The organism is Streptomyces sp. NPDC059851, from assembly GCF_042732005.1.
In the GTDB taxonomy this organism is placed as follows: Bacteria; Actinomycetota; Actinomycetes; order Streptomycetales; family Streptomycetaceae; genus Streptomyces.
This window is the reverse complement of record NZ_JBHWJJ010000027.1, coordinates 21,269-40,093: the sequence shown is the minus strand read 5'-3', so window position 1 is coordinate 40,093 and position 18,825 is coordinate 21,269. Positions and strand designations below refer to the sequence as shown.

16 protein-coding genes are annotated in these 18,825 nt (G+C 72.4%); 6 read left to right on the top strand and 10 right to left on the bottom strand.

The features are described 5' to 3' along the window. Nucleotides 1-23: 23 nt before the first annotated feature. Nucleotides 24-2,348 (bottom strand): ATP-binding protein, encoded by a 2,325-nt coding sequence (locus tag ACFV7Q_RS12555; protein WP_385427360.1) that lies wholly within the window; start codon nt 2,346-2,348, stop codon nt 24-26. A 244-nt stretch (nt 2,349-2,592) separates the two neighbouring features. On the opposite strand from ACFV7Q_RS12555, the gene gabT reads away from it, so the two are divergent. Continuing rightward, the gene (gabT, locus tag ACFV7Q_RS12550) at nt 2,593-3,927 is read left to right on the top strand and encodes a 4-aminobutyrate--2-oxoglutarate transaminase (protein WP_385427358.1); all 1,335 of its coding nucleotides are present in this window, start codon (nt 2,593-2,595) and stop codon (nt 3,925-3,927) included. 433 nt (nt 3,928-4,360) lie between these two features. Then, on the top strand, nt 4,361-4,852 hold the full coding sequence (locus ACFV7Q_RS12545; RefSeq protein ID WP_385427355.1) for a phosphatase PAP2 family protein: 492 nt from the start codon (nt 4,361-4,363) through the stop codon (nt 4,850-4,852). A gap of 55 nt (nt 4,853-4,907) precedes the next feature. On the opposite strand, the gene ACFV7Q_RS12540 is transcribed toward ACFV7Q_RS12545, so the two are convergent. The 7 genes from ACFV7Q_RS12540 to ACFV7Q_RS12510 form a co-directional block, all read right to left on the bottom strand. Further along, nucleotides 4,908-5,390 carry a hypothetical protein gene (locus tag ACFV7Q_RS12540; RefSeq protein ID WP_385427353.1) on the bottom strand — a complete coding sequence of 161 codons (483 nt, stop codon included), beginning with the start codon at nt 5,388-5,390 and terminating at the stop codon, nt 4,908-4,910. 148 nt (nt 5,391-5,538) lie between these two features. After that, nucleotides 5,539-6,957 (bottom strand): NAD(P)/FAD-dependent oxidoreductase, encoded by a 1,419-nt coding sequence (locus ACFV7Q_RS12535; RefSeq protein ID WP_385427350.1) that lies wholly within the window; start codon nt 6,955-6,957, stop codon nt 5,539-5,541. A 25-nt stretch (nt 6,958-6,982) separates the two neighbouring features. Further along, nucleotides 6,983-7,777, bottom strand: coding sequence for an ABC transporter permease (locus ACFV7Q_RS12530; RefSeq protein WP_385427347.1), 795 nt, complete (start codon nt 7,775-7,777; stop codon nt 6,983-6,985). Beyond that, entirely contained in the window at nt 7,777-8,706 is a 930-nt protein-coding gene (locus tag ACFV7Q_RS12525; RefSeq protein WP_385427345.1) for an ABC transporter permease, read from the bottom strand. The genes ACFV7Q_RS12530 and ACFV7Q_RS12525 overlap by 1 nt, the downstream gene beginning before the upstream one ends. Further along, nucleotides 8,703-9,854 (bottom strand): ABC transporter ATP-binding protein, encoded by a 1,152-nt coding sequence (locus tag ACFV7Q_RS12520; RefSeq protein ID WP_385427342.1) that lies wholly within the window; start codon nt 9,852-9,854, stop codon nt 8,703-8,705. Before ACFV7Q_RS12520 ends, ACFV7Q_RS12525 begins: the two co-directional genes overlap by 4 nt. Nucleotides 9,855-9,921: 67 nt before the next feature. After that, nucleotides 9,922-11,169, bottom strand: coding sequence for a spermidine/putrescine ABC transporter substrate-binding protein (locus tag ACFV7Q_RS12515; RefSeq protein WP_385427340.1), 1,248 nt, complete (start codon nt 11,167-11,169; stop codon nt 9,922-9,924). Nucleotides 11,170-11,221: 52 nt separating this feature from the next. Then, complete coding sequence (locus tag ACFV7Q_RS12510; protein ID WP_385427337.1) at nt 11,222-12,736, bottom strand: gamma-aminobutyraldehyde dehydrogenase; 1,515 nt, start codon at nt 12,734-12,736, stop codon at nt 11,222-11,224. 181 nt (nt 12,737-12,917) lie between these two features. Between ACFV7Q_RS12510 and ACFV7Q_RS12505 the strand changes: the two genes are divergently transcribed. Both ACFV7Q_RS12505 and ACFV7Q_RS12500 read left to right on the top strand, forming a co-directional pair. Then, on the top strand, nt 12,918-13,478 hold the full coding sequence (locus tag ACFV7Q_RS12505) for an NADAR family protein (RefSeq protein WP_385427334.1): 561 nt from the start codon (nt 12,918-12,920) through the stop codon (nt 13,476-13,478). A gap of 475 nt (nt 13,479-13,953) precedes the next feature. Further along, nucleotides 13,954-15,546 (top strand): TROVE domain-containing protein, encoded by a 1,593-nt coding sequence (locus ACFV7Q_RS12500; RefSeq protein WP_385427332.1) that lies wholly within the window; start codon nt 13,954-13,956, stop codon nt 15,544-15,546. A gap of 174 nt (nt 15,547-15,720) precedes the next feature. Here the strand turns inward: ACFV7Q_RS12500 and ACFV7Q_RS12495 are convergent, their stop codons facing one another. Continuing rightward, nucleotides 15,721-16,398 carry a DUF4190 domain-containing protein gene (locus ACFV7Q_RS12495; protein ID WP_385427330.1) on the bottom strand — a complete coding sequence of 226 codons (678 nt, stop codon included), beginning with the start codon at nt 16,396-16,398 and terminating at the stop codon, nt 15,721-15,723. Nucleotides 16,399-16,508: 110 nt separating this feature from the next. On the opposite strand from ACFV7Q_RS12495, the gene ACFV7Q_RS12490 reads away from it, so the two are divergent. After that, complete coding sequence (locus tag ACFV7Q_RS12490; protein ID WP_385427328.1) at nt 16,509-17,534, top strand: adenosine deaminase; 1,026 nt, start codon at nt 16,509-16,511, stop codon at nt 17,532-17,534. A 21-nt stretch (nt 17,535-17,555) separates the two neighbouring features. Then, the gene (locus ACFV7Q_RS12485) at nt 17,556-18,245 is read left to right on the top strand and encodes a glycerophosphodiester phosphodiesterase (RefSeq protein ID WP_385427326.1); all 690 of its coding nucleotides are present in this window, start codon (nt 17,556-17,558) and stop codon (nt 18,243-18,245) included. A 54-nt stretch (nt 18,246-18,299) separates the two neighbouring features. Here the strand turns inward: ACFV7Q_RS12485 and ACFV7Q_RS12480 are convergent, their stop codons facing one another. Beyond that, nucleotides 18,300-18,770: a hypothetical protein gene (locus ACFV7Q_RS12480; protein ID WP_385427323.1), complete on the bottom strand. Its 471-nt coding sequence runs from the start codon at nt 18,768-18,770 to the stop codon at nt 18,300-18,302. Between the last annotated feature and the right edge of the window lie 55 nt (nt 18,771-18,825).

Below are 18,825 nucleotides of genomic sequence, written 5' to 3'. Positions count from 1 at the left end.
TCTGCCAGCCCGTACGGTTCCGCTCAGCCGGTCCCGGCCAGCCGGACCAGCAGCGGGGCCGCCCGCTCCCCGCGCACGGAGGTCAGCGAGAGCACCGCGTGCCCCGGCGGTACGGCGTGCGCCAGGTCGGAGGCGGACCAGCGCTCGCGCTCCACCTGCCGTACGGTCACCGCGTCCGTGGTGACCGCCTTGCCGGTGACGAGCTTGCGGAAGGCGTGCACGGCCCGGGTCAAGGGCTGGTCGGCGAAGACGGTGCGGTGGGTGACGTCGCGGGTCTCCACCCACTCGGTGCCCCAGGCCTCCGCGAAGCGCTTGCCGTCCCAGGTGGTGACGCCGGAGAAGGCCATCCGGCAACCGACCGCACCGAGCAGCGGGGTGCGCAGCTCCTCGGGCACGTCGTCCAGGGTGCGCAGGGTGAGCAGGACGCCCGCGTTGGCCGAGCGCAGCCGCTGGAGGCCGCGGACGGTCTGCGGGGTGAGGGTGTGCGAGGCGTCGTCGAAGGCGAGGAAGGCGAACAGGGACCGGTCGGTGCGGGCGGCGGCGGAGGCGTTGAACTGCGCGAGGAGCAGCCGGGCCAGGATGCGGGAGGCGTCGGCGTGCCCGCGCTCGGGCAGGTCGATGCGGACCCGGAGCGGGTGTTCCAGGGTGCGCAGGGAGAAGGGGCGCCCGTGGCCGGTGGTGTCGAAGAAGCCGGCGAACGCGGGCCGGTCCAGCAGGGCCACCCGGTCGGCGAGGGCCGGTCCGGGGTCGCCGTGGGAGCCGTGCTGCCGGTCGCGGGCGTCGAGTTCGCGGAGCATGACGTGCTGCCCGGCTGCGGCGAGGTCGGCGCGCAGCGCGTCGAGGGGGGCGGGCACCAGGTCGAGGAGCTCGCGCAGTTCCGGCACGGCGGGGAAGCGGCCGTACGCGGCCCGGAAGGGGCCGAGGAGCTGGGCGAGGGCGGTCGCGGCGCGGCGCACCTCCAGGCCGGGGACGTCACCGACGAAGGCCTCGGCGAGCAGGGTGGCCGCCTCGTCGGGGTCGGTGGTGCCGCCGTAGAGGTCGAGGTCGTAGACGGAATCGGGGTCGCCGACGCGGACCACGACGTCGAAGCCGTCGTCGGGGCCGAGCCGGGTGCCGGCCGAGGCGACCGCGATGACGGCGGCCTGCCCGGCGAGCGCCTGGAGGGCGAGCGATTCGACGACGGGCCGCACGAGCCGGTCGGTCTTGCCCGCGCCGGAGGGGCCGACGGCGAGCAGCGAGGTGCCGAGCACGGAGGGGTCGAGGGCGAGGCGGGTGCCGCGGCGGGCGTACGGGTTGCGGTCACCGGGGTCGACGGTGCCGAGCAGCACCTGCCGGGCCAGCAGGTCGTGCCGGGCGGCTCGGACGGGCAGGTCGCGGGCGCCGGAGGGGTGCAGGCAGGCGGCGGCGCCCTCGTCCCGCACGGCCCCGGCGAAGGCCACCGCGCGCGAGGGGTCGGCCCGTACGGATTCCCAGGCGCGCCGGATCCGGGTGCAGTCCACGTCGTTCATCCGGCCGGAGGCGGCCTCCTCGCCGAGCCGCTCGGCGAGGTCGGCGAGCCCGGCCCGCCGCAGCTGGGGCCAGCCGGCGGGGTCGTCGGGGCCGCCGGCTTCGGGGCGTTCGGGGGCGGCGTGCACGGCCTGCGCGGCCCTGAGGGCGCGGCTGCCGAGGACGCGGCGGGCCAGCTCGGGCCAGCGGCCGAGGCGGCCGAAGCCGACGGCGAGGGTGAGGCCGACGACGGTGTACCAGGTGTACGCGGCGACGACGGCGGGCATCGTCCCGGCCCAGGAGTCGGGCGTGAACATGTAGAGCGGCCAGAGCCAGAAGCCGCCCAGGTAGCCGTTCCAGAGCAGGGACCACAGCAGCAGCCCGGCGAGCAGGGCGATCAGGGCCCCGCTGACGAGCTGGCGGGTCGGGGTCCGCTCCGGCTCCTCGGCGGCGCGGGGCACGTGCCCGTACGCCCACACGCCCGGCCCGTCGGAGACGCGGGGGGTGCGCAGCCAGTCGGCGAGGGACGGGCCGGCGCCGGGGGCGTGGGCGGGCTTGGGCGGCGGCCCGGGGGGTGCGGACGGCGGTACGGGGGCCGCGGGCCGCGGTGCCGGCGGCGCCGCGGGGGCCGCGGACGGCGCAGGGGCAGCCGCGGACGGGGCAGGAACCGCGGACGGGGCAGGGGCAGCCGCGGACGGGGCCGGCGTCGCTGCGGTGGCAGGCGTCGCTGCGGGGGCCGGCGGGCCGGCGGGCCGCGGTACCTGTCCGGCGGGCGGCGGAACGCTCGCGGTGTGCGGCGGAACGTGTCCGCCGTGCGGCGACCGCCCCTCGCCGGTGCCGTGCGGCGTGCCGTCGGTGTCCATGCCCCTGCCCCCCTGCCGTGCCTGCGCTGCGTCGCTCAATGTAGTTGCCCGGCGGCGGATCCGGGCCGGTACCGGCCGGTGTCGCGGCCCGTGCGCAGGACACGGCACGCCGTCCTTCCTATGGCCGTCACGGACAAGAACACGCACGGACCACTCCCGAACGGAGCATGCCGTACCCCCTTCCCCGGGCCTAGCCTGCGGACAAAGACACAAGTGCGTCCGAAAACACCCCCAGGAGCCCTCCATGACTGCTGTTCCGCAGGAGCGCAAGCTCGTCACCGCGATCCCCGGCCCCAAGTCGCAGGAGCTGCAGGCCCGCCGTCTCGACGCGGTGGCCGGCGGCGTGGGCTCCGTGCTCCCCGTCTTCACGAAGCGCCTGGACGGCGGCATCCTCGAGGACGTCGACGGCAACCGTCTGATCGACTTCGGCTCCGGCATCGCCGTGACCTCGGTCGGCGGCTCCGCCGAGGCCGTCGTGCGCCGCGCCACCGCGCAGCTCGCCGACTTCACCCACACCTGTTTCATGGTCACCCCCTACGAGGGTTACGTGGAGGTCTGCGAGGCGCTGGCCGAGCTGACCCCGGGTGACCACGCCAAGAAGTCGGCCCTGTTCAACTCCGGTGCCGAGGCCGTCGAGAACGCCGTCAAGATCGCCCGTGCGTACACCAAGCGCCAGGCCGTCGTGGTCTTCGACCACGGCTACCACGGCCGCACCAACCTCACCATGGCGCTGACGGCGAAGAACATGCCGTACAAGCACGGCTTCGGCCCGTTCGCCCCCGAGGTCTACCGCGTCCCGGTCGCCTACGGCTACCGCTGGCCCACCGGCGCCGAGAACTGCGGCCCCGAGGCCGCCGCCCAGGCGATCGACCAGATCACCAAGCAGATCGGCGCCGAGAACGTCGCCGCGATCATCATCGAGCCGGTCCTCGGCGAGGGCGGCTTCATCGAGCCGGCCAAGGGCTTCCTGCCGGCGATCGTGAAGTTCGCCAACGACAACGGCATCGTCTTCGTCGCGGACGAGATCCAGTCCGGCTTCTGCCGCACCGGCCAGTGGTTCGCCTGCGAGGACGAGGGCATCGTCCCCGACCTGATCACCACCGCCAAGGGCATCGCCGGCGGTCTGCCGCTCGCCGCCGTGACCGGCCGCGCCGAGATCATGGACGCCGCGCACCCGGGCGGCCTGGGCGGCACGTACGGCGGTAACCCGGTTGCCTGCGCCGGTGCGCTCGGCTCCATCGAGACCATGAAGGAGCTCGACCTCAACGCCAAGGCGAAGAAGATCGAGTCCCTCATGAAGTCGCGTCTGACCGCGATGCAGGAGAAGTACGAGATCATCGGTGACATCCGCGGCCGCGGCGCCATGATCGCCATCGAGCTGGTCAAGGACCCGGAGTCCAAGACCCCGAACCCGGAGGCCGCCGCCGCGCTGGCCAAGGCCTGTCACGCCGAGGGCCTGATCGTCCTCACCTGCGGCACCTACGGCAACGTGCTCCGCTTCCTGCCGCCGATCGTCATCGGCGAGGACCTGCTGAACGAGGGCCTGGACATCATCGAGGGTGCTTTCGCGGGCATCTGAGCGAGCTCCCGAACAAGCGTCCCGGTCGCTACCGCCGGTAACGGGCGGGCGCTGTGAAGAAGATGTGGGGGGCCGATGGCAGGACCGCGTTCCTGCTGTCGGTCCCCTTTCCGCTGCCGTACGGTTTCTGCAGATGAGTGAGACACCCCGCTCCCGGGAAATCGGGGGCGACCCCGGTACCGGGCATCCCCAGCACCGTACTGGGCCTGCGTTCGCGCGCACTCCTCACCGATCGGACGGCCGTCCGCCCCAAACCCCCCGGGGCGCACGGCAGCCCGATCCGGCCGGCCCTCCCGGAACCATCCCCCCTGTTCCGGGACGGCCGGCCACCCTCCTCCTTCTCCTGCTCTGCCTGCCGGCCCTCGCGCTCGCGACCTGGCAAGTGCTGGTCTCGGGCCCGCTGTTGGCGCCGGACGAGGCCCTCAGTCGTGCCGTGGTCCGCAGCCTCCCCGACGCCGTCACCGAAGGCCTCTCCGACCTCGGCAACATCCCGGTCGCCGTCCCGGTCCTGGTCCTGGCCATGGCGTACGCGGTCCGGCGCGGCAACCGGCTCGGCGCCCTGGCCGCCGGCCTGGCCATGGCCCTGGTCCCGGCCCTGGTGGTCCCGATGAAGCTGTGGACCGCCCGCCCGGGCCCGCTGGAGCCGTGGGCCGCCGGCTACTTCCCCTCGGGCCACACGGCCACGGCTGCCGTCGCCTACCTCGGGGCGGCCCTGCTGCTGCGCCCGTACACCCGGGGCCCGTGGCCCGTGGCCGCCGCCCTCGCCCTGACGGGCGCCACGGCCCTCGGCCTGGTCCTGCGCGGCTGGCACTGGCCCCTGGACGTGCTGGCCAGCCTTCTGCTGTGCCTCCCGCTCCTGCTCGGGGTCGCGCACGCGGTCGCCCGGGGCGCCCGGGGCCGTCCCGGGCCGGCGGAAGCACCCTGAGCAGGGATTCCCTCCCGCCGAACACGGGGCGTGCCACGGCCTGGTGACGGGCCGCTCACGGACTGCGGACACCCTCCCCCGCCGACGGCCCGCCCGCCGCCAGCTCCGCCGCGGCCTCGTGCATCGCGAGTTCCAGCACCGCCGGGTCGGTGAGCGTCCCCCGGCCGTCCGGGACCACCAGCCAGCGGGACCCGTGCACCGCCCGGCCGGGGTACGGGACGGCGATCCAGGCCCCGCGCCCGGCACCCCGTACGCCGGTGCCGACCCAGCAGGAGGCCGTGCCCGCGGGCACGAAGAAGCCCACCCGGGTGCCGCACGGGCCCGCGAGCACCGGGCCGGGCCGGTCGCGGAGGTGGCGCAGGACGGCGAGGGTGCACCGCCCCAGTTCCCCTGGCAGGTCCAGCACGTCCCACCGCCGGCCGGCGGGCAGCAACGCGGTACCGCGGGTGCTGCGCTCCCAGTCCCACCGGGTCGCGTCCGGATCCGGGGCCGCCGCCACGAGCCAGTCCACCACGGTCTTGATCTCCGAGCCCTGCATCGCCCGGCCTCCGTTCCCTGTAGGTGAGGGGTTCTCACCGGGAGAGAGCGGGGCCGGGCGCAGGGATGACGCGGGTTCTCCTCGCCCGAGGTGGTGAACCGGCTCACGCAGTGAAGACGCGGATGCGCCGGAGTGCGCCCCGCCCCCGTCAGCTGTCGAAACCGAGGCCGAACTTGTCGAGCGTCTTCAGCCACAGGTTGCGGCGTCCGCCGCGGGCGTCGGCCCGGGCCAGGGACCACTTGGTGAGCGTGATGCCGGTCCAGGCGAAGGGCTCGGGCGGGAACGGCATCGGCTTGGACCGGACCATCTCCAGCCGGGTCCGCTCGGTGCGCGCCCCGTCCAGCAGGTCCAGCATCACGTCGGCGCCGAAGCGGGTGGCGCCCACGCCGAGCCCGGTGAAGCCGGCGGCGTAGGCGACCCGGCCGGAGTGGGCGGTGCCGAAGAAGGCGGAGAAGCGGGAGCAGGTGTCGATGGCCCCGCCCCAGGCGTGGCTGAAGTTGACGCCCTCCAGCTGCGGGAACGCGGTGAAGAAGTGCTGCGCCAGCTTCAGGTACGTCTCGGGGCGGTGGTCGTACTCGGAGTCGAGCCGGCCCTTGTAGGGGTAGATGGCGTCGTATCCGCCCCACAGGATCCGGTTCTCCGGGGTGAGGCGGAAGTAGTGGAACTGGTTGGCGCTGTCGCCCATGCCCTGGCGGCGCTGCCAGCCGATGGCCTTCAGCTGGTCGGGGGTCAGCGGCTCGGTCATCAGCGCGTAGTCGTAGACCGGGACGGTGAACGGACGGATCCGCTTGACCAGGGAGGGGAAGATGTTGGTGCCGAGGGCCACCCGCCGGGCGAAGATCCGCCCGTACGGCGTGCGTACGGCCATCCCCGCGCCCGAGGAGGTCAGCGACAGGCCGCGGGTGTTCTCGTAGATGCGCACGCCGAGGCCGAGGCAGGCCCGCTTCAAGCCCCAGGCGAGCTTGGCGGGGTTGAGCATGGCCACGCCGTCGGTGTCCCACAGGCCGGCGAGGAACGTGGGCGAGTCGACCTCGGCACGCAGCTCGTCACGGTCCAGCCAGCGCGCACCGCCGGCCAGGCCGAGCCTCTGCGCCTGCTCGTGCAGTTCGCGCAGCTCCTCGACCTGGTGGGGCTCGGTGGCCACGTCGATCTCGCCGGTCCGCTCGAAGTCGCAGTCGATCCCGTAGCGGGCGACCGCCGCCTCGATCTCGTCGAGGTTGCGGGCGCCGAGCTCCTCCAGCCGGGCGAGGTCGCCGGGCCACCGCGCCAGCCCGTTGGCCAGGCCGTGCGTGAGGGAGGCGGCGCAGAAGCCGCCGTTGCGCCCGGAGGCGGCCCAGCCCGCCTCCTTGGACTCGATCAGGACGACGTCCCGGGCGGGGTCGCGCTCCTTGGCGAGCAGCGCGGTCCACAGGCCGCTGTACCCCCCGCCGATGACCAGCAGGTCGCAGGCTTCGTCGGAGGTCAGGGCCGGCTGTGCGGCGGGCCTGCCGGGGTCGTCCAGCCAGTACGAGACCGGCAGTGCTTCGGAAAGGGATTTCGCAACGCTTCGCATGGCGACTGGGGCCATGTCTTCCAACTCCCTACAGGGTGGGTTACTTGGGTTGTGCGTTCTTGCGGCGGCTGCCGACCATCTGGGCGGCGAGCACCACCAGCACCGCGATGACGAACATCGCCGTGCCGATGACGTTGATCTGCACGGGCGTACCGCGCTGGGCCGATCCCCACACGAACATGGGGAAGGTGACGGTGTTGCCCGAGTTGAAATTGGTGATGATGAAGTCGTCGAAGGAGAGCGCGAAGGCCAGCAGCGCGCCCGCCGCGATACCGGGTGCCGCGATCGGCAGGGTGACCCGTACGAAGGTCTGCACCGGCCCCGCGTAGAGGTCGCGGGCGGCCTCCTCCAGCCGCGGGTCCATCGACAGCACGCGCGCCTTGACGGCGGCGACGACGAAGCTGAGGCAGAACATGATGTGGGCGATCAGGATCGTCCAGAAGCCCAGCTGGATGCCCATGTTGAGGAACAGCGCGAGCAGCGAGGCGGCCATCACGATCTCGGGCATGGCCATCGGCATGAAGATCAGCGAGTTGACCGCGCCGCGCGCCCTGAACCGGTACCTGACCAGGGCGAAGGCGATGGCGGTGCCCAGCAGGGTGGCGGCCAGGGTGGACCACAGGGCGATCTGGAGCGACAGGGACAGGGAGCCGCACAGGTCGGCGACCCCGCAGGGGTCCTTCCAGGCGTCGAGGGAGAACTCCTGCCAGGCGTAGTTGAAGCGCCCGGCGGGGTCGTTGAAGGAGAAGAGCGTCACGACGAGGTTCGGCAGCACCATGTAGGCGAGCGTGCCGAGACCGGCGATGACGACGAGGTTGCGGCGGAGCCATTGCATCAGACCAGGTCCTCCGTCCCCGCCCGGCGGATGTAAAGGGTGACCATGACCAGCACGATGGCCATGAGGATGAACGAGAGCGCAGCCGCCGTCGGGTAGTCGAGGATGCGCAGGTACTGCGACTGGATGACGTTGCCGATCATGCGGGTGTCGGTCGAGCCGAGGAGTTCGGCGTTGACGTAGTCGCCGCTCGCCGGGATGAAGGTGAGCAGGGTCCCGGAGACCACGCCCGGCATGGACAGCGGGAAGGTGACCTTGCGGAAGGTGGTGACGGGGCGTGCGTACAGGTCCCCGGCCGCCTCGTGGAGGCGCGGATCGATGCGCTCCAGGGAGGTGTAGAGCGGAAGGATCATGAAGGGGAGGAAGTTGTACGTGAGGCCGCAGACCACCGCGAGCGGCGTGGCCAGCACCCGGTCGCCCTCGGTGAGGCCGAGCCAGCTGGTGACGTCGAGGAAGCCGATCGTGTTGAGGAAGGAGACGACCGGGCCGCCGTCGGACAGGATCGTCTTCCAGGCCAGGGTGCGGATCAGGAAGCTGGTGAAGAACGGGGCGATGACCAGCACCAGCAGCAGGTTGCGCCAGCGGCCCGCCCGGAAGGCGATCAGGTAGGCCAGCGGGTACCCGAGCAGCAGGCACAGTACGGTCGCGGTGCCGGCGTACAGCAGGGAGCGCAGGAACTGCGGGAGGTACTCGGTGAAGGCGTCCCAGTAGGTCCCGAAGTGCCAGGTGACCTCGAAGCCCTCTTCGAGGGAGCCGGTCTGCACCGAGGTCGATGCCTGGTAGATCATCGGCAGCACGAAGAAGACGAGCAGCCACAGGATGCCGGGCAGCAGCAGCCAGTACGGGACCAGCCGCTTGCGCAGGGAGGGCCTGTGGACCGGGGGCTCGGCGGGAGTGGGGGCCTCGGGCGGGGCCGCGGTGGCGGTCATGCGCTCTCCTCGACCGTCTCGATGCCCGCGTCGATGTCCTGGGCGGCGTCGAGGCCGAAGGTGTGCTCGGGGTTCCAGTGCAGGACGACCTCGGTGCCCGGGGTCAGGCGGGCGTCGCGCTCGATGTTCTGTACGTACACCTCCAGCTCGGAGCAGACCGGGCTGTCGATCACGAACTGGGTGGAGACGCCGATGAAGGAGGAGTCGGCGATCCGGCCGGCGACCTTGTTGCGGCCGGCCGCGACGGTGTGCTCCTCGTCCGCGGGGACCAGGGAGATCTTCTCGGGGCGCACGCCGACCAGCAGCTTCCCGCCCGCCTTGGGGGCGGTCGAGCAGCGTGCCGCGGGGAGCCTGAGCTTCGTCCCGGCGGAGCTGACGACGACGTCGGGGCCACTGGCCTCCAGGACCTCCGCCTCGATGAGGTTGGAGGTGCCGAGGAAGTTCGCGACGAAGGTGGTGCGCGGGTTCTCGTAGAGCTCGGCGGGAGCACCGAGCTGCTCCACCCGGCCCCCGTTCATCACGGCGACCGTGTCGGCCATGGTCATGGCCTCCTCCTGGTCGTGCGTGACGTGCACGAAGGTGATGCCGACCTCGGTCTGGATCCGCTTGAGCTCCAGCTGCATCTGGCGGCGCAGCTTGAGGTCGAGGGCACCGAGGGGCTCGTCGAGGAGGAGCACCTGGGGGTGGTTGATCAGGGCGCGGGCGACGGCGACGCGCTGCTGCTGGCCGCCGGACAGCTGGTGCGGCTTGCGCTGGGCGAACTGGCCGAGCTCGACCAGGTCGAGCATCTCCTCGACCTGCTTCTTGACGGACGTGATGCCGCGGCGGCGCAGGCCGAAGGCCACGTTCTCGTAGATGCTCAGGTGCGGGAAGAGCGCGTAGCTCTGGAAGACCGTGTTCACGGGGCGCTTGTACGGGGGCAGCTGGGTGACGTCGCGCTCGCCCAGGTGGACCGTGCCGGTGGAGGGCTCCTCCAGGCCGGCGATCATGCGCAGGGTCGTGGTCTTTCCGCAGCCGGAGGCGCCGAGCAGGGCGAAGAAGGAGCCCTGGGGGATGGTGAGGTCCAGGGGGTGCACGGCGGTGAACGTGCCGTAGTGCTTGCTGATCCCGGCGAGGCGGACGTCGCCGCCCGCGGTCTTGTCAGTCATGGGTCGCGGCCTTCGGTGGTGGTGTTCTTCGGAAGAGTGCGGGGGGCGGTGCCGGTACGGGCGCTCGTCAGGCTCCGATGAGCTTGGCGAACTTTTCCTCGTACTCGGTCTCTTCCTCGCTGGTGAGCATGCGGAAGGCATGGGCCCTGGCGGTCATCTCCTCGTCCGGAATGATCAAGGGGTTGTCCGCGAGCGCAGGATCGATTTTCGCAAGGTCGTCCTTGACGCCAGCGACCGGGCACACGTAGCTGATGAAGGCCGCGAGCTGGGCGGCGATCGGGGGCTCGTAGTAGAAGTCGATGAGCTTCTCCGCGTTGGCCTTGTGCCGGGCGCGGGCCGGTACGAGGAGGTTGTCGCTGGAGGTGATGTAGCCGGCGGTCGGGATGGCGTACTGGATGTCCGGGTTGCCGGCCTGCAGTTGGATGACGTCGCCGGCCCAGGCGAGGCAGGCCGCGAGGTCCCCCTTGTCCAGGTCGGAGGTGTAGTCGTTGCCGGTGAAGCGGCGGATCTGCTTGCTGTCCACGCCCTTCTGGAGGCGGGCGATGGCCGCGTCGTAGTCCGGGGTGGTGAAGGTCGCCGGGTCCTTGCCCTGGTCGAGGAGGGTCATGCCGACGGTGTCGCGCATCTCGGTGAGGAAGCCGACCCGGCCCTTGAGGGTGGGATCGTCGAGCATCTGGGTGACGGAGTCGACCTTCTTCCCGCCGGTCGCCTTCGTGTTGTACGCGATGACGGTGTTGATGCCGGTCCACGGGTAGCTGTGGGCGCGCCCGGGGTCCCAATCGGGGCTGCGGTACTGCGGGATCAGGTTGGCGAAGGCGTGCGGCAGGTGGGCGGGGTCCAGCTTCTGCGCCCAGCCCAGGCGGATGATGCGGGCCGCGAGCCAGTCGGTGACGACGATCAGGTCGCGGCCGGTGTCCTGGCCCGCCGCCAGCTGGGGGCGGATCTTGCCGAAGAACTCGACGTTGTCGTTGATGTCCTCGGTGTAGTTGACCTCGATGCCGGTCCGCTTGGTGAACTCCTCCAGCGTCGGGTGGGTCTTCTCGTCGTCGCTGATGTCCATGTACTCGGTCCAGTTGGAGAAGTTGATCACCTTCTCCTTGTCCGAGTGGTCGTCGGAGGCAGCGGTCGCGCCGTCGCGTCGGGCGGGCGGGATGCCGCAGGCGCTCAGGGAGGCCAGGCCGCCGAGGGTGAGCGCGCCGGCGCCGGAGGCGCGCAGCAGGGAGCGGCGGGTGAGGGCGCCGCGGCCGCCGGTGAGGCTGCGCCGCATCGCGGCGAGCTGTGCCTCGGAGAGGCGTTCGGGCTCGGAGTGCTCCATGGGCTGTGCCCTTTCGGGATGGGTGGGCCGCTGGTCGGACGGCCGGCTGCTGCTATCGGTCCCCGAAGATCGTGCGGTGCCAGTCCTTCTCGGCGACCGCGGTGTTGTCGTACATCACGTGCTTGACCTGCGTGTACTCCTCGAAGGAGTACGAGCTCATGTCCTTTCCGAAGCCGCTCGCCCCGTATCCCCCATGGGGCATCTCACTGATGATCGGAATGTGGTCGTTGACCCAGACGCAGCCCGCCCGCAGCTCGCGGGTGGCGCGGCCGGCCCGGTAGACGTCGCGGCTCCAGGCGGATGCGGCGAGTCCGTAGGGGGTGTCGTTGGCCAGCGCGATGCCCTCGTCGTCCGTGTCGAAGGGAAGGACGACGAGGACCGGCCCGAAGACCTCGGACCGGACGATCTCACTGTCCTGGGGTGCGCCGGTGATCAGGGTGGGCCGGTAGTAGGCGCCGTCGGCGAGGGCGCCACCCGGGGCGGTGCCACCGGTGGCGACGGTGGCGTAGCCGCGGGCGCGCTCGACGAAGCCGGCGACGCGGTCGCGGTGGGCGTGGGAGACGAGCGGCCCGAGGTCGGTGGCCGGGTCGAAGGGGTCGCCCAGGCGGACGCCCTCCATCAGCTCGGCGACGCGGGCGGTGAAGGTCTCGTACAGGGGGCGCTGGACGTAGGCGCGGGTGGCGGCCGTGCAGTCCTGCCCGGTGTTGATCAGGGAGGCGGCGACGGCGCCGTGGGCGGCGGCCTCCGGGTCGGCGTCGTCGAAGACGAGGAAGGGGGCCTTGCCGCCGAGCTCCAGGTGGAGCCGTTTGACGGTGGCGGTGGCGATCTCGGCGACGCGCCTGCCGACGGCGGTGGAGCCGGTGAAGGAGGTCATGGCCACGTCCGGGTGGCCGACCAGGTGCTCGCCGGCGTCCCGGCCGGCGCCGGTGACGATGTTGATGACGCCGTCGGGGATGCCCGCCTCCGTGGCGGCCTGCGCGAACATCAGGGAGGTCAGCGGGGTCAGCTCGGCGGGCTTCAGGACGATGGTGTTGCCCGCGGCGACGGCCGGGAGGATCTTCCAGGCGGCCATCTGGAGGGGGTAGTTCCAGGGGGCGATGGAGCCGACGACCCCGATGGCCTCGCGGCGCACGTACGAGGTGTGGTCCCCGGAGTACTCGGCGGCCGCCTGCCCCTGCAGGTGCCGGGCGGCGCCGGCGAAGAAGGCGGTGTTGTCGATCGTCCCCGGTACGTCGAACTCCGTGGTCAGCTTGATCGGCTTGCCGCACTGGAGCGATTCGGCGTGCGCGAGGTCCTCGGCCTGCGCGGCGAGGACGGTCGCCAGCCGGTGCAGTGCGTCCGAGCGCTCGCCGGGGGTGGCCGCCGACCAGGCCGGAAGGGCTCGCCGGGCGGCGGCCACGGCCTCGTCCACGTCGGCGGTGGAGGCCAGCTCGTAGGTGAGCACCTCCTCACCGGTGGCGGGGTCGACCACGGTGTGCGACCGTCCGGAGGTACCGCACCCCAGGCGGCCGTCGATGTACTGCACGCCGTCCGCGAAGCGGTCCTCGACCTGGAAGCGACTACCCATCACGCTCTCACGCCCTCGTGGCTTCAGCTCGAATTGAGTGCCGATCCTGGCAGAGGCGCCACCCGCAGCCAAGTGATTCCGTTGTTGCCTTTTGATTACGCGACGGATTCGGTCGACCATGTGTCGAGAGACACGTCGAATCCCGTACGAAGTGTCCGTGGCGACTGCCAGACTCCCGTGCATGGAGATGATCGACAAGCTGATCGGGCAGGTCAGCCGTGGTGACCGGGTGAAGTTCCTGCCGTTCTGGGGCCACCGGCCGCGGCCGGACGGGACGCTGGGTCCGAGCTGCCTGAGCCAGTGGTGGCCCTCTCCGTTCACCGTGGAAGGCGTCCGCTACGAGACCGCCGAGCACTGGATGATGGCCGGGAAGGCGCGGTTGTTCGGGGACGCCGACGGGGAGCGCGCCGCGTTGGCGGCCCGGACCCCGGCCGAGGCCAAGAACGCCGGGCGGCTGGTACGCGGCTTCGACGAAGGGGTGTGGGAGCGGGAGCGGTTCGCCCTGGTCGTGGAGGGCAGCGTGCACAAGTTCCGCTCCACGCCACAGCTGCGCTCGTACCTGCTGACCACAGGGGACCGGGTCCTGGTGGAGGCGAGCCCGCTGGACCGCGTCTGGGGCATCGGCCTGGCGGCCGACGACGCCCGGGCGCTGGACCCGGCGCGCTGGCGCGGCCTGAACCTGCTGGGCTTCGCCCTGATGGAGGCCCGGGAGCGGCTGCGCGCGGAGGCGCAGGGGGCGTAGGAGGGGCCGGGCCCCTAAATTGTGTGGCGGGCCCGGGAGGCCGCGGCCTACGGTGTGATCGTCCAGGTGCGCAGGCGAGACCTACTTCCACTCTTAATGGGCAGGTCGCGGGTTCGAGTCCCGTCACCGGCTTCGGGCCGGTGTAGCTCAGTCGGTTAGAGCAGCATGTGGTTTCGCCGCCTTGAACTCTGGACGCACCTCACGCACCTCCCGGTGCGCGGGCTGCGGCTCCTTCTTCCGCAAAGAAACCCAAGCCGCCGCCACCTCGATCTCGGGAGGCCGCGTGCGGGACGCCCGGTGCGCAGGCGACGGCTACTTCCGGACCATGAGGTCGCGGGTTCGAATCCCGCCCGGCCACGGCCGGTGGAGCAGCCCGGAAAGCTCGCATGGCATGCAGCCCGTCGCCGACCTTCCGATCTCGGGCGTCCCGCACGTCAAGCCTTCCCCCATCTGTACGGAATTCGGGGGAATTCCCATGGCCCGCTTCAACCGGCGCGCGTCCGCGACCGCACCCGGAACCACCACCTCGTCACCGGTGCGTTCGACCGGCCGGCGCGCCCGCAACCACCACGGCAGCCCCGGCTTCGTCCGCGACCCGCGCTCGGAGCTGTTCCTGCTCGCCGTCGCCAACTTCGTGACGCAGCGCACCGCCTACGAGGGCGCCCAGGAGCGCGACGACCGCTTCGCCGCCCTGGTGCGCACACTCGCCGTCGAGGACCCGCAGTGGACCGCCGGCCTGCTGGGCTGGCTGCGCGGCGAGGGCAACATGCGCACCGCCTCGCTGGTCGGAGCCGCCGAGTACGTCAAGGCGCGGCTCGACGCGGGCGCGACCGACGGGCCGTCCAACCGGCAGGTGGTGGACTCCGTGCTGCAGCGCGCGGACGAGCCCGGCGAGCTCCTCGCCTACTGGACGGCCACGTACGGGCGCGCCGTGCCCAAGCCCGTCAAGCGCGGCATCGCCGACGCAGTGCGCCGGCTCTACTCCGGCACCTCCCTGCTGAAGTACGACACCGCGTCCAAGGGCTTCCGCTTCGGCGACGTCCTGAACCTCGTGCACGCCGCGCCGGACCCGTCCAAGCCCTGGCAGGGCGAGCTGTTCCGCTACGCCCTCGACCGCCGCCACCACCCGGAGGCGGCCGAAGTGCCCGCCGGCAACCGCACCCTGACGGCCCACCGGGAGCTCATGGCCCTGCCGGTCGAGGAGCGCCGGGCCGTGGTGACGGGCCCCGGCGGCGCCGAGCGGCTCGCAGCGGCGGGCATGACCTGGGAGGCGCTGGCCGGCTGGCTGCAGGGGCCGATGGACGCGGCCGCCTGGGAGGCGGTCATCCCGTCCATGGGCGTGATGGCACTGCTGCGCAACCTGCGCAATTTCGACGGGGCCGGGGTCTGCGAGGAGGTGGCGGCGCGGGTCGCGGCCCGGATCTGCGACCCGGAGACGGTCGCCCGGTCCCGGCAGTTCCCCTTCCGCTACCTGGCCGCCCACCAGCACGCGCCGTCGCTGCGCTGGGCGTACCCGCTGGAGCAGGCCCTCGGGCACTCGCTGGCCTCCGTGCCCGCGCTGCCGGGACGCACCCTCGTCCTCGTCGACCGGTCCGGGTCGATGTGGTCGCCGCTGTCCGACCGCTCGCAGCTCAACCGGGCCGACGCCGCTGCCGTGTTCGGCACGGCGCTGGCGCTGCGGGCCGAGCACGCGGACCTGGTGCAGTTCGGCACGAACAGCAAGCCGGTCCCGTACCGCCGGGGCGAGAGCGTGCTGAAGGTGCTGGAGCGGTTCGAGGACCTCGGCGGCACCTACACCGCGGAGGCCGTCCGGCAACACTACCGCCGCCACGACCGGGTTCTGATCGTCACCGACGAGCAGGCGACCTACGGCTACGGCGGCGACCCGACGGCCCTGGTCCCGGAGGAGGTGCCGGTCTACACCTGGAACCTGGCCGGGTACCGGGTGGGACACGCGCCCTCCGGGTCCGCGAACCGGCACACCTTCGGCGGACTCACCGACGCGGCCTTCCGTATGGTGCCGCTGATCGAGGCGGACCGGGACGCCGACTGGCCGTGGGCCGCCTAGGCCGCCCCTGCCGGACCGTGCCGGTCGAGCCGGTCGAGCCGGTCGAGCCGGTCGAGCCGGTCGAGCCGCGGCGAGGGTCCGGGGGTGCCTCCCAGCGGTAGCGGGAGCCGGAGCGACGGCCCGGGGGAGGCGTACGCGCGCGCCGGGCCCGAGTACGGGCCCGGCGCCGCGGCGTCAGACCTTCTCGCGCATCCGCGAGTTGGAGTACGGGCTGTCGTAGCCGCCCCCGCCGTCGCGTTCGAGGAACCCGACGATCCCGATCGCCAGGATCGCGGCCCCCAGCAGGATGCCTATCGCGCCCAGGATGATGCCCGCCAGGGCCACGCCGGCGTTGGTGGCCTCGCCCCGGCGGGCCCTGCCGCGTCCGAGCGCGCCGAAGACGACCGCCCCGATGCCGATCGCGATCGCCAAGAAGCTGGTGAAGCACCCGACGACCGCGACGATGCCGAGGACGAGGGCGGTGACTCCGAACCCGTTGCGCGGCTGCCCTCCGTAGGGGACGTACGCGGCCGGGCCCGGGTAGCCGGGGTAGCCGTACGCGGACGGCGCGGACGGCGCACCGGGGTAGCCGTACCCGCCGGGGGCCGGCTGGGCCGGGTAGGCGTACGCCGGGGGCACGGCCGCCGGCGCCGGCGGTGCGGGCGCCGGGGCCTGCGCGGCTCCCGGGTACGCGGAGGGTATCGGCGCGGGCGGTGTGCCGGCCCCCGCACCCGGCATCCCGGCGATCGTGATCTGGTCGTGGACGGACGGCGGCCCCGGCACCCCCGCTCGGCCCTGCGGCCCGCCGTGCTCCCCCGACGGCCGCTCCGGCGGCGCCCACGGGTCCCTCGGCTCGGGGCTCTGATCGGTCATGCGTCGCCCCCCTCTCGTACGGCCATGCTATGCGCTGCCTCCGACATGCCCCGGGCTGCCTACGATGAAGCCCGATCCGTCTGCACCCGCGTCTTCCCGGAGGCCTTTCCGTGCCCGACCTGACCCCCTTCATCGCAGGGCTGCCCAAGGCCGAGCTCCACGTCCACCACGTCGGCTCGGCCTCCCCGCGCATCGTGGCCGAGCTCGCCGCCCGGCACCCCGACTCCAAGGTCCCCACGGACCCGGAGGCGCTCGCCGACTACTTCACCTTCACGGACTTCGCCCACTTCATCGAGGTCTACCTCTCCGTCGTGGACCTGGTGCGCACCCCGGACGACGTGCGCACCCTCACCTTCGAGGTCGCCCGCGACATGGCGCGGCAGAACATCCGTTACGCCGAGCTGACCATCACCCCGTACTCCTCGACGCGCCGCGGCATCGACGAGCACGCGTTCATGGAGGCCATCGAGGACGCCCGCAAGGCCGCCGAGGCCGAACTCGGCGTCATCCTGCGCTGGTGCTTCGACATCCCCGGCGAGGCCGGCCTGGAGGCCGCCGCCGAGACCGCGCGCCTCGCCGTCGACCTGCGCCCGGAGGGCCTGGTCTCCTTCGGCCTCGGCGGCCCCGAGATCGGCGTCCCGCGCCCGCAGTTCAAGCCGTACTTCGACGCGGCCCGGGCCGCCGGCCTGCGCAGCGTGCCGCACGCCGGCGAGACCACCGGCCCGGAGACCGTCTGGGACGCCATCCGCGAGCTCGGCGCCGAGCGCATCGGCCACGGCACCAGCGCCGTGCAGGACCCGGAGCTGCTGGCGTACCTCGCCGAGCACCGCATCGCGCTGGAGGTCTGCCCGACGTCGAACATCGCCACCCGCGCCGTGACCGACCTGGACCGGCACCCGGTCAAGGAGATGGTCGAGGCGGGCGTGCTGGTCACCATCAACAGCGACGACCCGCCGATGTTCGGCACGGACCTCAACACCGAGTACGCGGTCGCCGCCCGGCTCCTCGACCTCGACGAGCGCGGGGTCGCGCAGCTGGCGAAGAACGCGGTCGAGGCCTCGTTCCTGGACCGGGCCGGCAAGGAGCGGATCACCGCGGAGATCGACGCCTACACCGAGGCTTGGCTCGCGCGTTGACGCACCCGGAGAATGGGCGGCATGCGCACCCTGACGGCCGTCGCCCACCGCGGTGACCCCTACCGCTTCCCCGAGAACACCGTGCCCTCCGTCCGCTCGGCCTTCGCGCGCGGAGCGGACGCGGTGGAGGTCGACGTACGCCTGACCCGTGACGGGGAGCCGGTGCTCCTGCACGACGACACCCTGGGGCGGCTGTGGCGGCACGACGTGCGGCTGGACGCCGTGACGGCCGCTCAGCTGCGGGAGATGACGGCGGGCCGGGTCCCGACCCTGCGCGAGGTCCTGGCGGCCTCGGGCACGGGCCGGGTGATGATCGACCTGCCGGGTGCGGGCGTCGAGTCGGTGCGGACGGTGGTCGGGGTGGTCCGCGAGTGCGGTGCCCGCGAGCGCACGTACTACAGCGCCGGCCCGAACACCATGCTGGCCGTACGCGCCGCCGATCCGGACGCGGAGATCGCGCTGACGTGGACGACGCTGGCGCCGCCGCGCCGGGTGCTGATCGACGCGGTGGCGCCGGCTTGGCTCAACTACCGCTTCGGGCTGGTCGACCGGGAGCTGGTGGACGCGCTGCACCGGGACGGCCTGCTGGTCTCGGCGTGGACCGCCGACACGGCGTGCTCGATGCGCCGGCTGCTGTCGGCCGGGGTGGACGCGATCACCACGAACCGGATCGACGTCCTGGCGGCCGTCCGCGCCCGGTTCGGCCGGTGAGGCCGCGGGCGCGGACCGGGGGCGGGGCACCCGGCGGGCGTGGCGGGTGCACCGTCAGGCGGGGGCGGGCAGCGCCTCCAGTCGTTTGACGAGGCGTCGGAGCACGAGCAGCGGGATCACCCCGAAGACCCCGAACGACATGTCGATGAGGCTCCACCCGAAGGGGATGCCCCGGATGGGACCGCAGATCAGCGCCAGGGGGATCACTCCGACGCAGGCGATCATGCCGGCTTCGACGATCCAGACGTTGCGCACGGGGTCGCGCAGGACACCGTAGAAGAAGACCGCGATCACCAGGTGGGCGAAGGCGAGCCAGTCGGTGCCGTAGAGGAGGAACGGGTACTGCGCGTCGGCCTGCTCCAGACCCTCGCCGACCCGGCTCAACCACGCGTGGGAAACCAGGGAGTTGGCCCAGCGGACCTCGGTGACCAGGGGGAAGGCCGTGAGCCCGCTGAGGACGAGGCACACGATGAACAGGATCAGCCAGGCACGGATCCGTCGCTGGAGGGCGTTTCTCTCGCTCATGGGAGAAGCCTACGCCGCGAATTGAACACGTTCAGCAATTTTCCTGAACGCGTTC

What these genes read in the sequence shown, in the direction of transcription:
- gabT (WP_385427358.1), top strand. Translation starts at nt 2,593, where the DNA reads ATGACTGCTGTTCCGCAGGAGCGCAAGCTCGTCACCGCGATCCCCGGC.
- ACFV7Q_RS12480 (WP_385427323.1), bottom strand. Translation starts at nt 18,770, where the DNA reads ATGAGCGAGAGAAACGCCCTCCAGCGACGGATCCGTGCCTGGCTGATC.
- ACFV7Q_RS12555 (WP_385427360.1), bottom strand. Translation starts at nt 2,348, where the DNA reads ATGGACACCGACGGCACGCCGCACGGCACCGGCGAGGGGCGGTCGCCG.
- ACFV7Q_RS12520 (WP_385427342.1), bottom strand. Translation starts at nt 9,854, where the DNA reads ATGACTGACAAGACCGCGGGCGGCGACGTCCGCCTCGCCGGGATCAGC.
- ACFV7Q_RS12535 (WP_385427350.1), bottom strand. Translation starts at nt 6,957, where the DNA reads ATGGCCCCAGTCGCCATGCGAAGCGTTGCGAAATCCCTTTCCGAAGCA.
- ACFV7Q_RS12510 (WP_385427337.1), bottom strand. Translation starts at nt 12,736, where the DNA reads ATGGGTAGTCGCTTCCAGGTCGAGGACCGCTTCGCGGACGGCGTGCAG.
- ACFV7Q_RS12515 (WP_385427340.1), bottom strand. Translation starts at nt 11,169, where the DNA reads ATGGAGCACTCCGAGCCCGAACGCCTCTCCGAGGCACAGCTCGCCGCG.
- ACFV7Q_RS12485 (WP_385427326.1), top strand. Translation starts at nt 17,556, where the DNA reads ATGCGCACCCTGACGGCCGTCGCCCACCGCGGTGACCCCTACCGCTTC.
- ACFV7Q_RS12500 (WP_385427332.1), top strand. Translation starts at nt 13,954, where the DNA reads ATGGCCCGCTTCAACCGGCGCGCGTCCGCGACCGCACCCGGAACCACC.
- ACFV7Q_RS12540 (WP_385427353.1), bottom strand. Translation starts at nt 5,390, where the DNA reads ATGCAGGGCTCGGAGATCAAGACCGTGGTGGACTGGCTCGTGGCGGCG.
- ACFV7Q_RS12525 (WP_385427345.1), bottom strand. Translation starts at nt 8,706, where the DNA reads ATGACCGCCACCGCGGCCCCGCCCGAGGCCCCCACTCCCGCCGAGCCC.
- ACFV7Q_RS12495 (WP_385427330.1), bottom strand. Translation starts at nt 16,398, where the DNA reads ATGACCGATCAGAGCCCCGAGCCGAGGGACCCGTGGGCGCCGCCGGAG.
- ACFV7Q_RS12505 (WP_385427334.1), top strand. Translation starts at nt 12,918, where the DNA reads ATGGAGATGATCGACAAGCTGATCGGGCAGGTCAGCCGTGGTGACCGG.
- ACFV7Q_RS12530 (WP_385427347.1), bottom strand. Translation starts at nt 7,777, where the DNA reads ATGCAATGGCTCCGCCGCAACCTCGTCGTCATCGCCGGTCTCGGCACG.